Here is a 13,746-nt window from a genome sequence, read left to right on the forward strand (position 1 = left end):
ACGCCTTGGCTCGTCCTCGGCGACGTCGCGCCCGGCTTCGACGCGGTCTCCGGCTCCCACCACCCCAAGTCGCACCGGCGCGGTCTGGCGGAGGGTACGCACTGCCGCATCGCGATCCGGGTCTGTGGAAGCGGCAGACCCATCTTGCCTTGGCCCGGCGGGTGCTGCCGCCGTGGCCCGGGCGGGGCCATGCTGTGCGCAGCTTCCGGGCCGCGCAGGACCTGCTTGCCCCGGTGGCGCCGGGCGGTTGACGCAGCCCGGCGGCGCCGCCGGCGCGCTGACGTGGCCTACTGGAACAGCCGCTTGCCGGGCTCGTAGGGAATGACGATCTCGTCCTTGCCGACCAGGTTGAGCAGGGTCCGCGCCCGCTCATCAAGCTGGTCGCGATCGATCCGGTCGCCGCGCAGGCCGGTGACCCGCCGTTCCAGTGCGTCCCTGTCGGCCTCCGCCTTGGTCAGCGTGGCACGGGCCTGGGCGATGTCTGCCAGTTTCTGCTCGCGCGCCACCAGGCCGAAATCGCCCTGCTGGGAATTCCAGGCGAAATAGCCGCAGAGCGCCGCAAAGGCGACCGGCAGTATCGCGTCCCGCATCCGGCGCTTCAGCGCACGGCCAAACGACATGAACCCTCAACCCCAAGCTGTCCGGCGGCAGAGAATCAGCGCCGGAGCGTTTTGGCAAGCGGGATCGTATGCCAGGGCCCGATCGTGAAGCGACCCTGGCCCCAAAAGGCCGGAACAGTCCGGTTCAGCGGCGCAGGATGCCCCGGCCGGCATAGCGGGCGGCGCTGCCGAGTTGCTGCTCGATCCGGATCAGCTGGTTGTACTTGGCCAGCCGGTCGGAGCGCGAGAGCGAGCCGGTCTTGATCTGCCCGCAATTGGTGGCGACGGCCAGGTCGGCGATGGTCGCGTCCTCGGTCTCGCCGGAGCGGTGGCTCATCACCGCCTTGTAGCCGGCGCGATGCGCCATCTCGACCGCCTCCAGCGTCTCGGTCAGGGTGCCGATCTGGTTGACCTTGACCAGGATGGCATTGCCGGTGCCGGTCTCGATTCCCTGGCGGAGGCGCTCCGGGTTCGTCACGAACAGGTCGTCGCCGACCAGCTGGACCTTCGCCCCGAGCTTCTCGGTCAGCAGCTTCCAGCCGGCCCAGTCATCCTCGGACATGCCGTCCTCGATGCTGATGATCGGCCACTTGGCGCAGAGCGCCGCGAGATAGTCGACCATCCCTGCGGAATCGAGGCTCTTGCCCTCGCCTTCCATCCTGTAGACGCCGTCCTGGTAGAACTCGGTCGAGGCGCAGTCGAGGGCGAACATGATGTCCTCACCCACCCGGTGGCCGGCGGCCTCGCAGGCGCGGGCGATGAAGGACAGCGCCTCGTCCGCCGAGCCGATATTCGGGGCGAAGCCACCCTCGTCGCCCACGTTGGTGTTGTGGTGGGCGTCGTGCAGCTGCTTCTTCAACGCCGCGAAGCATTCGGCGCCGATCCGCACGGCATCGGCGGCGGTGCCGGCCGAGACCGGCATGATCATGAATTCCTGGATGTCGATCGGGTTGTCGGCGTGCTGGCCGCCATTGATGATGTTCATCATCGGCACCGGCAGGGTGCGGGCGAATACGCCGCCGACATAGCGATACAGCGGCAGGGCCAGGTCCTCGGCCGCCGCCTTGGCCACCGCCAGGCTGACCGCCAGGATGGCATTCGCCCCGAGCCGCGCCTTGTTCGGCGTGCCGTCCAGCTCGATCATCGTCTCGTCGATCCGGACCTGCTCCTCCGGGTCCATGCCGGAGAGGGCGTCGAAGATCTCGCCCTCGACATTCGCCACGGCCTTCTGCACGCCCTTGCCGCCGAAGCGGGACTTGTCGCCGTCGCGCAGCTCGACCGCTTCGTGCGCGCCGGTCGAGGCACCGGAGGGGACGATGGCGCGGCCGACGGCGCCGCTGTCCAGCTGGACCTCGGCTTCCACGGTCGGGTTGCCGCGCGAGTCGAGGACCTCGCGGGCGATGATGTCGACGATGGCGGACATGCGCGTCTCCGGGTCGCTTGGGGTGCGCCGGCCATAAGACGGTCCCGCGCCAGGGGCAAGGGGTTGGCAGGGGCATGTCACCGGCTTGGCAGCGTTCCGGGGCTAGGCGGTACCGCCGCCATCGCCGCCCGAATCGCCGGCGCCGGTGCCACCGCCGTCCGACAGGGCTCCGTCCAGGCCCGCGATAGGGCCCTGGTCGGTACCCTCGGGGACCTCCGACTGGCGCAGGGCGAGTCCCGCCATGGCCGCGGCGCAGGACAGGAAGGCCCAGAACGGGGCGAAGGGCGCCAGCCCCAGCACCGCGGCCCCGGCCAGGCCGAGGAAGGCGAGCAGCCCGCCGGCCAGCAGCAGCCGCCCGGCCGCGCGGCGCATCGGGCGTGCCCCGTCAGCCCCGCCTGGCGGCCTCGGCCATGGCGCCGAGCCGCGCCACCGCGGCCTCGAAGGCGGCAATCCGCTGGTCCGCGTCGGGCGCGCCGGCTGCCAGGGCGGCATGCGCCGCCTCCAGCGTGCCGAGCAGGTCGACCAGGGCGCTGAAGCTGCCCTGGGCGGGATCGTCCTCACGTTGCTCGGCGACGCTGCGGAAGATCGTGTAGCGTTCCCCGGGGCCTAGCCGCCGGTCGGCGGCGACGGCGGCCAGGAAGCGGGCCTGGACGGCATCCAGCCCCTCCCGCCGCGCCCGGAGGGCACCGCGGGTGCCCTGGCCCGGCTCCGTGCCGATCACCGCCCGCAGCAGTGCGGTGACGGCGGTCAGATGCGGCGCCGCCTCCGCCACCATGGCGGGCACGGTCACGCCGCCGGCAGTAGCCATGCGGTCCGGCAGGTCGGAAAGGGCGGCGATGCCGGCGAGGCCGGCGGCCTGCACCGGCTCGGGCGGCACGGTGCCGCTCGTCCGGCGGACCGCCTGCAGCCCCTCCGCGGCGGCGCGGGACAGCATGGCACCGGCGGGGCCGGAGCGCGGCTCGATCGCCTCGCCGCCTGCCAGTTGTGCCAGGCCGTGGGCATAGTCGCCAAGCGCGGTGAGGCCCGGCATCAGCACCTGGCCGGCGGCCTCGGCCGCGCCCGAAGCTGCCGGGGAAAGTCGCGGACCCCCGGCCTGGCGCCCGCCTGCGGCGAAGCCTATCGCGGCGTCCTCGCGCTGCGCCATGCGCTCGAAGGAATCCATCCGCAGGATCAGGGAATCGGCGTTGGGGTCGGCCGCTTCCAGCGCGTTGCCGAGGCGGAGGGCGAGCGGCGATGACGGGTCCTTCCGCGCGCCACCGGCGGCGCAGCCTATGGCCAGCAGGGGCAGGAGGAGCACCAGGCTGCGACGCAGGAGCATGAGGGTCTCGCCTTCAATCAGGCGGGCAGTGACGCCGGCCCCGAGCGTCACGTCAAGCTAACGACCCGTCATGATCGCTCCACACGGCCTTGCCTGGCCCTGCGGAGCGGGTCAGACCAGCCGCGCCTGGCGGATCGCGGCGCCGATGAAGCCGCGGAACAGCGGATGCGGCTCGAAGGGCTTGCTGCGGAGCTCGGGATGGAACTGCACGCCGATGAACCAGGGGTGGTCCGGGTATTCGACGATCTCGGGCAGCGCGCCGTCCGGGGACATGCCGGAGAAGCGGAGCCCCACCTCCTCCAGCCGATCCTTGTAGTTGACGTTCACCTCGTAGCGGTGGCGATGGCGCTCGGTGATGTCGGTGGCGCCGCCATAGACCTGCTGCACCAGCGTCCCCTCGCCGAGGCGGGCCAGGTAGGAGCCGAGCCGCATGGTGCCGCCGAGGTCGCCGGCCGCGTTGCGGCGTTCCAGCGCATTGCCGCGCAGCCATTCGGTCATCAGCCCGACCACCGCATGCTCGCAGGGGCCGAACTCGGTGGAGGAGGCGCCCTTGAGGCCGACCAGGTTCCGCGCCGCCTCGATCACCGCCATCTGCATGCCGAAGCAGATGCCGAAAAAAGGCACCTTGCGTTCGCGGGCGAAGCGGACCGCTTCCAGCTTGCCGGCGGTGCCGCGTTCGCCGAAGCCGCCGGGCACCAGGATGCCGCTGGCGCCCTCGAGCCGGGCGACGGCCTCCTCGTCGCGCTCGAAGACTTCCGAGTCGACCCAGTCCAGCTTGACCCGGACATTGTGGGCGATGCCGCCATGGGTCAGCGCCTCGGCCAGCGACTTATAGCTGTCGAGCAGGTTGGTATACTTGCCGACGACGGCGATGGTGACCTCGCCCTCGGGCTGCTGCAGGGAATGGACGATGCCCTCCCAGCGCCGCATGTCAGGCTCGCCATAGGCGCTCAGGCCGAAATGGCGGAGCACTTCCTGATCGAGGCCTTCCGCGTGGTACTGCAGCGGCACGCCGTAGATGGTGCTGGCGTCGAGCGCCGGTATCACGCTCTCGGGCCGCACGTTGCAGAACAGCGCGATCTTGCGGCGCTCGTTCTCCGGGATCGGCCGGTCGCAGCGGCAGAGCAGGATCTGCGGCTGGATGCCGAGGCCGAGCAGTTCCTTGACCGAATGTTGCGTCGGCTTGGTCTTCAACTCGCCGGCCGAGCCGATATAGGGAACCAGGGTGAGGTGGACGAAGAGGCTGCGCTGCGGCCCCATCTCGTTCGAGAGCTGGCGCATCGCCTCGAGGAAGGGGAGCGACTCGATGTCGCCGACAGTGCCGCCGACCTCGACCAGGACGAAGTCGTAGCCGTCGGTCTCGGCCTGGACGACTTCCTTGATCTTGTCGGTGATGTGCGGGATGACCTGGACGGTGCCGCCGAGGTAGTCGCCGCGCCGTTCGGCGGCGATGACGTCGGAGTAGATCCGCCCCGTCGTCCAGTTATCCGCCTTGCTGGCGTGCACGCCGGTGAAGCGCTCGTAGTGACCGAGGTCGAGATCGGTCTCCGCACCGTCGTCGGTAACGAAAACCTCGCCGTGCTGATACGGGGACATCGTCCCGGGATCGACGTTGAGATAGGGATCGAGCTTGCGGAGCCGCACCTTGTAGCCACGGGCCTGCAACAACGCGCCGAGCGACGCCGCTGCAATGCCCTTGCCGAGGGAGGAGACCACGCCGCCGGTGATGAATACGAACCGCGCCATGGGTGCCCTGCTTACCGCGTGCGGCGCGCCGCCGCTACCCGCAGTGTGAGGGAGCGGCCATGCATTCGCGGGGGATGTTGCAAAAGCCGGGCTTGCGCGGAGGCGCGACTCGGCGCTGCCGGGCCGCAGGCCTCAGTTCGTCGGGACGCTCGGGGCCGGCGGCGTGGCCGGCAGCGCGGGGGCGGTCGCGGCCGGCGGCGCTTCGAGGATCGAGCGCGGGCCGGTGGTGCCGCGGCCCATGATGGCGAGGGTCAGCGACAACGCGAAGAAGGCGGTGCCGAGAACGGCCGTGGTGCGGGTGAGCAGGTTCGCCGTGCCGCGCCCGGTCATGAAGCCGCCCATGCCCTGGGAGGAGCCGACGCCGAGCCCGCCACCCTCGGAGCGCTGGAGCAGCACCACGCCGATCAGGGCGAGGGTCACGAAGAGGTGAATGATGAGGAGGACGGTGGCCATGGGCTGCGCGAGGGTCCGGTACGGCGAGGCTGCGGGTTCTACAGGCTCGGCGCGCCGGAAGCCACCCTTCGCGGCGCGGGCCGCCCCGGGCGGGCCACGGCGGCCGCCCGCACCGCCTCCGCCAAGTCGTGGCTGGCCAGGTTCTTGGCCTTCGCCTCCACCTCCAGGTCCGCCCAGCCGAGATGGCCGAGGGCCCAGCCATTGAGGGCGTGGTTCCACATGCGGTCGGAGTGGCGGCGCAGTTCGCGGGCCGGGACGCTGGCGGCGCGGAGGACGGCATGGTCGGGCAGCCTGTCCGGGTCGAGGCCGCCGGGCAGCAGGTCCTCACGCGGGGCGCTCAGGTGACCGAGCGGACGGGTGCCGCGCCAGCTTGCCGCGACGTGAGCGATGCATGGGTCGTCGGGGGCGATGTGCTGCCCTTTGGGTGAAGCACCAGTGATGGTGCAGGTCGAGCACGATGAGCAATAGGTCCGCGAACGGCAGCAGGTCGTCGAGGCCGTAGGAGATCTCTTCGTTCTCGACCGTCAGCAGGTTGCGGGTGGCCTCCCACAGCAGGGCGAAGCCGCGGCAGAATCCCTCGGTGCCCGGGGCGCGGGCGCCGCCATGGATGTTGATGTGCGCGCCCATCGGGTGCCAGCCGCCGGCGAGGCCGAGCAGCCCCATGACCTCCGTGTGATAGTCGAGCTCCGCGACGCTGTTGGCGAGCGCCTGCGGGTTCCGAGTGGAAAGGACGCGGTACTGGCCGGGATGCAGGGAAAGCCGGAGGCCGGCCGCATGGGCCCGGGCCCCGATGGCGGCAGGCCGGTCTCGACCAGGTCGCGCAGCGCCGGCGCGTCATAGCGCGGGCGGGCGACCGGGTGGGCATAGACGGACAGCACGCTGCTGATGATGCGGAGGCAGCGATCGAGCGGTGGGGCAGCGGCGGCCTCCTCCACCTGCGCGGCGAGGGCGGCGAGATCGCCCTGGACGAGGCCGAGCAGCTTCGCGGTCGCTAGTGCTGCGGAAAGGCGGGCAAGCGCGGCGACAGTGGTGTCGCGGAGGTTCATCGCGGCGGCCGGGTGCGGGTCGCCGGGCGGAGGAAGCCATTTGCAGCACCAGCCGATTCGCATGCATGCGCGAATGCGGGGTGATGGGCGGCGTTTGCCGCGCGGCGGCCCACCCCTGCGCCGGACTGCCATCCACCTGGTAGGCTGCCATGGCCTACCGCGACCGCACCGGGAACCGGCGCGCCGGTACGCGTTGCCCTGCCGCAGCCAGGAGACGAACGATGACCCATCCCGCCCTTGTCCCGGGAAGCGTGGCCGTGATCACGGGTGGCGCCTCCGGCATCGGCCTGGCCGCGGCGACGCGTCTGGCCGGGCTCGGCCTGAGCGTCTGCATCGCCGACCTCGGCGGGGAGCGGCTCGCGCGCGCGGCCGAGGTCGTCGCCGCTGCGGCGCCGGGCGGAGCGTCGAGCGTGCTGGCGGTGGCCACCGACGTAAGCCGCGCCGAGGCGGTGGAACGGCTGGAAGCCACGGTCCGCGACCGCTTCGGCGGCACCGACGTGCTGATGAACAATGCCGGGGTGCAGCCCGGCAGCGCCCTGCCCGGCACCGCCGAGGCCTGGGAGCGAATCATCGGCGTGAACCTCTGGGGCGTGATCCACGGCACGCGGATCTTCATGCCCCGCATGGTGGCCCGCAAGCGGCCGGGGCTGATCATCAACACCGGTTCCAAGCAGGGGATCACCACGCCGCCGGGCGACCCGGCCTACAACGTCACAAAGGCCGGGGTGAAGGCGCTGACCGAGGCGCTGCAGCACACGCTGCGCAACACGCCGGACTGCAAAGTGACCGCGCACCTGCTGATCCCGGGTTTCGTCTTCACGCCGCTGACGGCGAATGGCCGGACCGAGAAGCCGGACGCCGCCTGGACGCCGGACCAGACGGTGGGGTTCATGCTGGAGCGGCTGGAGGCCGGAGATTTCTACATCCTGTGCCCCGACAACGACGTGCCGCGGTCGCTGGACGAGCGGCGCATCCTCTGGGCCGCCGGCGACATCGTGGAGAACCGCCCGCCGCTCTCGCGCTGGCATCCCGACCACGCCGAGGCCTTCAAGGACTTCCTGGACAGGGGAGCCGCGAGTTGAGCGCGCAGCGCCCAGTTGCCCCTCAGGCCTCCACCACGACGTAGGCGTCCTCGACCCGCACCGGGAAGGTCTCCGCCACATACGGCCCTTCCGCCAGGGCCGCCCCGCTTTCCACATGCGCCGCGTATTGCCGCACCTGCACCCGCTTCGGGTCGAACCAGCTCTTCCCCGTGCGGATGTCGAATTCCCAGTAGTGCCAGGGGCAGCGGATCATCTCCCCGCGCCGGCCGTAGTGGTAGACGCCCGGCTCCGGGCTCTCGACATGGCCGCTGACCAGCCCGGCGCAGAGGCTGCCGCCCTGGTGCGGGCAACGGTCGCTCAGCGCGAAGAACTCGCCGCCGAGATTGAAGACGACGATCCGCTTCCCCTCCGCCTCCACCAGCTTCCGCTCGCCCGGCGGAATATCGGCGACGGCGCAGACGACATGCTTGGGCACGGCAGACTCACAGAAAAAGGTGAGAGGGGGTCCGGGGGAGAGCATTGCTCTCCCCCCCTGGCCTTACAGTCGGTAGAGCGCCCGCGCATTCCCGCCATAAATCGCCGCCCGCTTCTCCGCCGGCACCACGCCCGGCATGGCCGAGCGCGCATCGTCGAAGTCCCAGTGCGGGTAGTCCGAGGCGAACAGGATCCGGTCCCAGCCGACCCATTCCATGATGTCGAGCAGGTGGGCGCCGCGCTCCGGCTCCTCCATCGGCTGGGTGGAGACCCAGATGTGCTGGCGGATCTGTTCGGAGGGCAGGCGCGTGAGGTGCGGCACTTCGGATTTCAGGCTCTTCCAGGCCTGGTCCAGCCGCCAGCCGACCGAGGGCAGCCAGGCGAAGCCGCATTCGATGAGGATGATCTTCAGGTCGGGGAAGCGCTCGAATACGCCCTCCACCACCAGGGAGATCACCTGGTTCTGGCAGGAGGTGGCGTGCTCCGAGACCTCCTCGATGTAGAAGCTCGGCCAGCCGCCATTGGTCATGGCCCAGCCGCTATAGCCAAAGGCATGGAAGGCGACGGGCAGGCCGGCCTCGGCAGCGGCCTCGTAGATCGGCCAGTAGCGCGGGTTGCCGGCCGGCTCGGCGGTCCGGCTCATCATCAGGACCTGGCAGAAATTCGGGTCGCCGGCGCGCTTGCGAATCTCGGCGGCGGAGGCGGCGGGGTCCTCATAGGGCACCACGATGCTGCCGCGCAGGCGCGGTTCCTTGCGCAGCCAGTGCTCGAGCTGCCACTCGTTCACGGCGTGGGCCATGGCGGCGGAGAAGGCGTTGTTGCGGTCGCCCTGCCCGCTCGGCTGCAGCGGGTTCAGCACCCCGATATCGGTGCCGTAGTTGTCCAGGAGCTGGAAGCGCAGGAAGTCGAGGTCGGAGGCCGGGGTGCCGCCGGTGGGCGGCCAGGCGTCGCGGCGGGAGGCCAGCGGCTGCGCCTTCGGGAAGGGCGGCTGCCCGCCGGTGAAGCCGTGCCGCTGGCGCATGCCCCAGGTCTGCAGGTGCTGCCACCAGCGATCCGACATGAAGGGCTTGAACTCGGTGATCGCCTTGGGCCGCGGATGGATGTCCACGTCGATCAGGCCGAGGGTCGCCGCGGCGGGCTTGCCGGGCACCTGGATGGGCTGGATGACATTCATGCCAAGGCTCCTTCCCGGAGGCGGTCGTAGGTGGCGAGCGCATTCTCGCGCATCAGTTTAGGCATCAGTGCGGACGGGATGCCGGGCGGCACCGCCGCGTCGCCATCGAATTGCCAATGCGGCCAGTCGGAGGCCCAGAGCAGCATGCGGTCCGAACGCAGGTGGTCGAGGATTCGCTCCACCTGCTCCTGCGGCGCGTCCAGCGGCTGGACGGTCAGGCGGACCTGGTCACGGATGATCTCGGCCGGCAGGCGGTCCACCCAGGGGATCTCGAAGCGGACGCCCTTCCAGGTCTTCGACAGGCGCCAAAGGAATGCCGGAAGCCAGGTGACACCGGATTCCAGCAGCACAACCTTGAGCTCCGGGTGCTTCACCAGCGCGCCTTCGGTCATCAGGCTGGCCAGGGTGCTCTGGAAGCCCTGCTGGTTGGCGGCGTATTCCTCGAGGTACCAGGAGGTCCAGCCGACCGAGGTCTGCGGGTGGCGATAGGCGCTGCCGGCATGGATGCCGAGCGCCAGCCCGTGCCGCACGCAGGCCTCGTAGATCGGCCAGTACTGCCGCTTGCCCAGCGGGTTCTCCCCCATTGCCAGCACCAGCACCTGGACGAAGCGGCGATCGGGGCCGAGCCGCTCGATCTCCTCGACCGCCGCCGCGACGTTCTGCATCGGCAGGACGATGGAGGCACGCAGGCGGTCGTCGCGGTCCAGCCATTCCGCCCGGGTCCAGTCGTTCAGCGCCCGGGTAAAGGCGACCGCCATGTCCTGGTTGAGGACGAGCTGCACGCCGTAGAGCGGGTTGAGGATGCCGGTCACGACGCCGAAGCGGTCCAGCACCTGGGCGCGGAGCTGGTCCACGGTCCCGGCGCCGCGGCCGCCCGCGCCTCGCCAGTCGGCGCGGATGGTCTTCGGCGAGTTCACCGGCCAGGACTGGCTGTCGAGCGTGGTGATCCCGCGCTCCCGCACCTGGTCGGCCCAGAAGGCGTCCATGTAGGGCGTCAGCGCCTGCATCCCTGGCACCATCGGATGCAGGTCGCAATCGATTGGGCGATAGCCGCTGAACATGCAGTTTCCCGTTCCCGCGGCCCTCCCGGGGGCCGGACTGGTATATCAGCCCGATCGGGGTGCTACGGCAAGCGCCGGCCTTGGTCGACCGACCAGGAGGCAGGCCGGAATCAGGGCAAGGCCTTGTCCGGCAATGGAAAGAGCGTGGCGAAGCGCGCCGCCAGCCCACGGTCGCCCGCGACCTCGACGATGCCTTCCGCCTCCAACGCCGCGAGCGGCACGCCGCCATAGATCGCGGCGGCGAGCACCGCGGGCGGGCCCGCCAGGATGAGGTCGGCGGGGTCCGCCGGGCCGGCAGCGATCTCGATGCGGCCCTCGGCGAGGTCCCCGGCGAACTCCCCTTCCCCCAGCCGGAAGCCGATCCGCGCCCGCAGCCCCGCCGCCCGGTCCGGGTCCAGCATGGTCCGGAGCGACAACAGGAAGGAGACCGCGCTGATCGGCAGGGTCGGGTCGTGCCGCGGCGACCGCGCCGCCCAGCGGCCGAGCGCCTGGAATATCGGCTCGCTCTCCAGCCCCCATTGGGTCAGCACATAGACCTGGACACCAGCGGGCGGCGCCAATTTCCGGCGAAGAAGGATTCCCACGGCCTCCAGCTCTTCCAACCGTTGGGCCAGGACGGTGGCGCTGATGCCGGGTAGGCTGGCCCGCAGGTCGCCGAAGCGGCGCGGGCCCAGCAGCAATTCCCGCATCACCAGCAGCGCCCAGCGGTCCCCCACCAGGTCAAGCGCATGGGCGGCGGCGCAGGCATCCTCGTAGCGACGAGGCCTCGGCTGCAACTCACTCCGTTTTTCTGACTTCATGGTAGCAATTTATAACTCGGAGGTGCAGGCTTGTCGAACGAACCGGGAGGATAGCCGCATGGCCAAACTGATCTTCGTCAACCTGCCCGTCGCGGACCTGCCGCGGGCGGTCGCCTTCTACGAAGCCGTGGGGGCGGAGAAGAACCCGCAATTTTCGGACGATACCGCCGCCTGCATGGTCCTCTCCGAGACCATCCACACCATGCTGCTGACCCACGCCAAATTCCGGCAGTTCACCACCAAGTCTATCCCGGATGCCAAGGCGACCTGCCAGGTGCTGCTCTGCGTCTCCGCCGAGAGCCGCGCCGAGGTGGACGGAATGGTCGAGCGCGCCGGCGCGGCCGGCGGTGGCATGGACCCCGGCCCGAAACAGGACCACGGCTTCATGTACGGCCGCAGTTTCGAGGACCCGGACGGCCATGTCTGGGAGGTCATGTGGATGGACCTGGCGGCTGCACAGGCCGCCATGGCGAAGGGCTGAGCCGATGGCGACGCTCGCACCCTGCGTCTGGATCCCCGGGAAGGCCGAGGAAGCGGCCGCTTTCTACCTCGCCGCCTTCCGGCGTGCCGGGCAGCCGGCCGAGATCCGCGGCCAAATGCGCATGGGCGCCGAGGGCAGCCTGATCGCCGTCACCGTCGTGCTCGCGGGGCAGGAGGTGATGCTGTTCAACCCGCCGCATGAGGTGGCGCATACCCATGCCTTCTCGCTCTTCCTCACCGGCGCGACCCAGGCGGAGGTGGATGTGTTGTGGGACGGGCTGCTGGAAGGCGGCAAGCCAGTGCAGTGCGGCTGGCTGACCGACCGCTACGGCATCTCCTGGCAAGTCGTACCCGGCCCCGTCGCCGACCTCCTGGCGAAGGCCGATGCATCCCAGGCCGCGCGGCTGAACCAGGCGATCCAGGGCATGGTGAAGATAGACCTGCCAACCCTGCAGCAAGCCTTCGAGGGATGACCCACGGGGAGACAGGGCAATGCGCGTAATGGTGCTGGTGAAGGCAACCAAAAACAGCGAGGCCGGCCTTATGCCCTCGCCCGAGCTTCTCGCGGCCATGGGTCGGTTCAACCAGGAACTGGCCGATGCTGGCATCCTGCTGGCAGGCGAGGGCTTGCATCCCTCCTCGAAAGGCAAGCGCGTGGCCTTCGACGGCGCGTCCCGCACCGTGATCGACGGTCCCTTCGCCGCCACCGGCGAACTCGTCGCCGGCTTCTGGCTATGGCAGGTCAAGGACATGGAGGAGGCGCTCGCCTGGGCGAAGCGCTGCCCCAACCCGATGCCCGGGCCGAGCGAGATCGAGGTCCGCCCACTCTTCGAGATGGCGGATTTCGGCGCGGCGCTGACGCCTGAGATCGCCGCGGCGGAGGCCCGGCTGCGGGATCAGGTGGCGGGGTGAAGCAAGGCCGGGGAGAAAGTATTCTCCCCGGACCCCTGGTCTATTTTTCCGAGACGGGCCTCGATTCGCAAAAGGAAGGGTAGGGCTTGGGGAGGAAATACTTTTCCTTCCCTAACCCTCCTCCTCCGGCTAGGCCGCCGGTGGCGTGATGCCCATGCGCGACAGCCGCGTCGCCGCCGCGGCGTTCACGGCATGGTCCGGCACCTCGCCCCGCGCCAGCGCCGTTACCTGCCGCACCGTGTCAAAGGCCTGGTGCTCGATCGCCGAGGGGGTCAGGCCGCCGACATGCGGCGTGGCGATCACCTTCCGATGCGCGGCCAGTGCCGGGGTCGGCATCTGGTCCGGCGCGCGGCCGACGTCCATGGCGACGCCGGCGAGGTGCCCGCCATCCAGCGCCGCCAGCAGCGCCGCCTCGTCCACCAGGTTGCCGCGCGAGGGGTTCACGAAGAACGCGTCCGGCTTCATCCGGGCAAAGGCGGCGGCGTCCATCAGGTTTTCGGTCTGCTCGTTGGCGACCGCCAGACAGACGACGAAATCGCTCCCGGCCAGCAGCCGCTCCAGCGGCACGTGGTCCAGCCGCGCATCATCCGGCGCCGCATGCGGATCTGCCACCAGCACCCGCATCCCAAGCGCCAGGCCGAGCGGCGCCAGGTAACGCCCGATCGCGCCATAGCCGATGATGCCGAGCGTCGCGCCGTTGAGCTGCCGGCCCATCCGCGCCGCCGGCACCTCTCCCCGCTGGTAGGCCGACGCCGCCTCGCTGACGCCGCGCGCCAGGTCGACCATCTGCCCCAGCACCAGCTCGGCGACCGAGGGAATGAAGCCCGGCGTCGCCTGGGTCACCAGCACGCCGGCCGCGCTGGCCGCGGCCAGGTCGACGTTGCGGATGTCCACGGCGCAGCGCAGGAAGGCGACCAGATCGGGGGCATGCCGGAAGGTCTCGGCCTCGCCCGGCGACTGCCGGTAGCTGACGATGGCCTCGCACCCCGCGGCAGCCTCGGCCAGCTCCCGCCCTGCCAGGTGACGGCCGGTCCCGTTCAGCCGCACCTCGGCGACCTGCCGCAGCGCCGCCAGGGCGCGCTCGCCGTAGTAGTTCGCCAGCGCATCGGCGGTATGGGTCAGGTAGACCTTCATGGCGCGCTCCCTCGTTTGTTGGCGCATCCCTCCCATGCCCCCGCCAGGGGCGCAACGCGGCTTGGCCGCGGCGGCGTGGCGTG

18 protein-coding genes are annotated in these 13,746 nt (G+C 70.5%); 5 read left to right on the top strand and 13 right to left on the bottom strand.

The genetic code is table 11. The features are described from left to right. Positions 1 to 287: 287 nt before the first annotated feature. The 8 genes from E2C06_RS04875 to E2C06_RS38605 form a co-directional block, all read right to left on the bottom strand. Positions 288 to 620 carry an FtsB family cell division protein gene (locus tag E2C06_RS04875; protein WP_133287456.1) on the bottom strand — a complete coding sequence of 111 codons (333 nt, stop codon included), beginning with the start codon at positions 618 to 620 and terminating at the stop codon, positions 288 to 290. Between the two features lie 124 nt (positions 621 to 744). Continuing rightward, a complete protein-coding gene (gene eno / locus E2C06_RS04880) occupies positions 745 to 2,022 on the bottom strand; it encodes a phosphopyruvate hydratase (protein WP_133287457.1) in 1,278 nt (425 codons plus the stop codon). Positions 2,023 to 2,124: 102 nt separating this feature from the next. Further along, positions 2,125 to 2,394: a hypothetical protein gene (locus E2C06_RS04885; protein WP_133287458.1), complete on the bottom strand. Its 270-nt coding sequence runs from the start codon at positions 2,392 to 2,394 to the stop codon at positions 2,125 to 2,127. Positions 2,395 to 2,407: 13 nt separating this feature from the next. Further along, positions 2,408 to 3,340 (bottom strand): hypothetical protein, encoded by a 933-nt coding sequence (locus E2C06_RS04890; protein ID WP_133287459.1) that lies wholly within the window; start codon positions 3,338 to 3,340, stop codon positions 2,408 to 2,410. Between the two features lie 111 nt (positions 3,341 to 3,451). Then, entirely contained in the window at positions 3,452 to 5,086 is a 1,635-nt protein-coding gene (locus tag E2C06_RS04895; RefSeq protein WP_133287460.1) for a CTP synthase, read from the bottom strand. Between the two features lie 132 nt (positions 5,087 to 5,218). Continuing rightward, positions 5,219 to 5,539 (bottom strand): preprotein translocase subunit SecG, encoded by a 321-nt coding sequence (gene secG, locus E2C06_RS04900; protein ID WP_133287461.1) that lies wholly within the window; start codon positions 5,537 to 5,539, stop codon positions 5,219 to 5,221. 38 nt (positions 5,540 to 5,577) lie between these two features. Further along, complete coding sequence (locus tag E2C06_RS38600) at positions 5,578 to 5,760, bottom strand: hypothetical protein (protein WP_206664435.1); 183 nt, start codon at positions 5,758 to 5,760, stop codon at positions 5,578 to 5,580. A gap of 103 nt (positions 5,761 to 5,863) precedes the next feature. Further along, positions 5,864 to 6,331, bottom strand: coding sequence for a hypothetical protein (locus tag E2C06_RS38605; RefSeq protein ID WP_206664446.1), 468 nt, complete (start codon positions 6,329 to 6,331; stop codon positions 5,864 to 5,866). Positions 6,332 to 6,396: 65 nt separating this feature from the next. Between E2C06_RS38605 and E2C06_RS38610 the strand changes: the two genes are divergently transcribed. Together E2C06_RS38610 and E2C06_RS04910 are read left to right on the top strand one after the other, a co-directional pair. Beyond that, positions 6,397 to 6,534 carry a hypothetical protein gene (locus E2C06_RS38610; RefSeq protein WP_206664436.1) on the top strand — a complete coding sequence of 46 codons (138 nt, stop codon included), beginning with the start codon at positions 6,397 to 6,399 and terminating at the stop codon, positions 6,532 to 6,534. Between the two features lie 272 nt (positions 6,535 to 6,806). Beyond that, entirely contained in the window at positions 6,807 to 7,667 is an 861-nt protein-coding gene (locus E2C06_RS04910; RefSeq protein ID WP_133287462.1) for an SDR family NAD(P)-dependent oxidoreductase, read from the top strand. 22 nt (positions 7,668 to 7,689) lie between these two features. Here the strand turns inward: E2C06_RS04910 and E2C06_RS04915 are convergent, their stop codons facing one another. The 4 genes from E2C06_RS04915 to E2C06_RS04930 all read right to left on the bottom strand — a co-directional run bounded on the left by E2C06_RS04915 (position 7,690) and on the right by E2C06_RS04930 (position 11,113). Continuing rightward, entirely contained in the window at positions 7,690 to 8,103 is a 414-nt protein-coding gene (locus E2C06_RS04915; RefSeq protein WP_133287463.1) for a Rieske (2Fe-2S) protein, read from the bottom strand. Positions 8,104 to 8,166: 63 nt separating this feature from the next. Next, complete coding sequence (locus E2C06_RS04920) at positions 8,167 to 9,276, bottom strand: amidohydrolase family protein (protein ID WP_133287464.1); 1,110 nt, start codon at positions 9,274 to 9,276, stop codon at positions 8,167 to 8,169. Continuing rightward, positions 9,273 to 10,337 (bottom strand): amidohydrolase family protein, encoded by a 1,065-nt coding sequence (locus E2C06_RS04925; RefSeq protein WP_133287465.1) that lies wholly within the window; start codon positions 10,335 to 10,337, stop codon positions 9,273 to 9,275. The genes E2C06_RS04920 and E2C06_RS04925 overlap by 4 nt, the downstream gene beginning before the upstream one ends. A 110-nt stretch (positions 10,338 to 10,447) precedes the next feature. Continuing rightward, on the bottom strand, positions 10,448 to 11,113 hold the full coding sequence (locus tag E2C06_RS04930; protein ID WP_206664437.1) for a winged helix-turn-helix transcriptional regulator: 666 nt from the start codon (positions 11,111 to 11,113) through the stop codon (positions 10,448 to 10,450). An 82-nt stretch (positions 11,114 to 11,195) separates the two neighbouring features. Here E2C06_RS04930 and E2C06_RS04935 point away from each other — a divergent pair, with 82 nt between their 5' ends. The 3 genes from E2C06_RS04935 to E2C06_RS04945 are packed head-to-tail and all read left to right on the top strand — an operon-like array spanning position 11,196 to position 12,529. Continuing rightward, positions 11,196 to 11,618 (top strand): VOC family protein, encoded by a 423-nt coding sequence (locus tag E2C06_RS04935; protein WP_133287467.1) that lies wholly within the window; start codon positions 11,196 to 11,198, stop codon positions 11,616 to 11,618. Between the two features lie 4 nt (positions 11,619 to 11,622). Further along, complete coding sequence (locus E2C06_RS04940) at positions 11,623 to 12,090, top strand: VOC family protein (RefSeq protein ID WP_165982220.1); 468 nt, start codon at positions 11,623 to 11,625, stop codon at positions 12,088 to 12,090. A 19-nt stretch (positions 12,091 to 12,109) separates the two neighbouring features. Next, a complete protein-coding gene (locus tag E2C06_RS04945) occupies positions 12,110 to 12,529 on the top strand; it encodes a YciI family protein (RefSeq protein WP_133287469.1) in 420 nt (139 codons plus the stop codon). Positions 12,530 to 12,658: 129 nt separating this feature from the next. Here E2C06_RS04945 and E2C06_RS04950 read toward each other — a convergent pair whose 3' ends face one another. Continuing rightward, positions 12,659 to 13,663 (bottom strand): NAD(P)-dependent oxidoreductase, encoded by a 1,005-nt coding sequence (locus E2C06_RS04950; RefSeq protein WP_133287470.1) that lies wholly within the window; start codon positions 13,661 to 13,663, stop codon positions 12,659 to 12,661. Between the last annotated feature and the right edge of the window lie 83 nt (positions 13,664 to 13,746).

Source organism: Dankookia rubra (assembly GCF_004355005.1).
Lineage (GTDB): Bacteria > Pseudomonadota > Alphaproteobacteria > Acetobacterales > Acetobacteraceae > Paracraurococcus > Paracraurococcus ruber_A.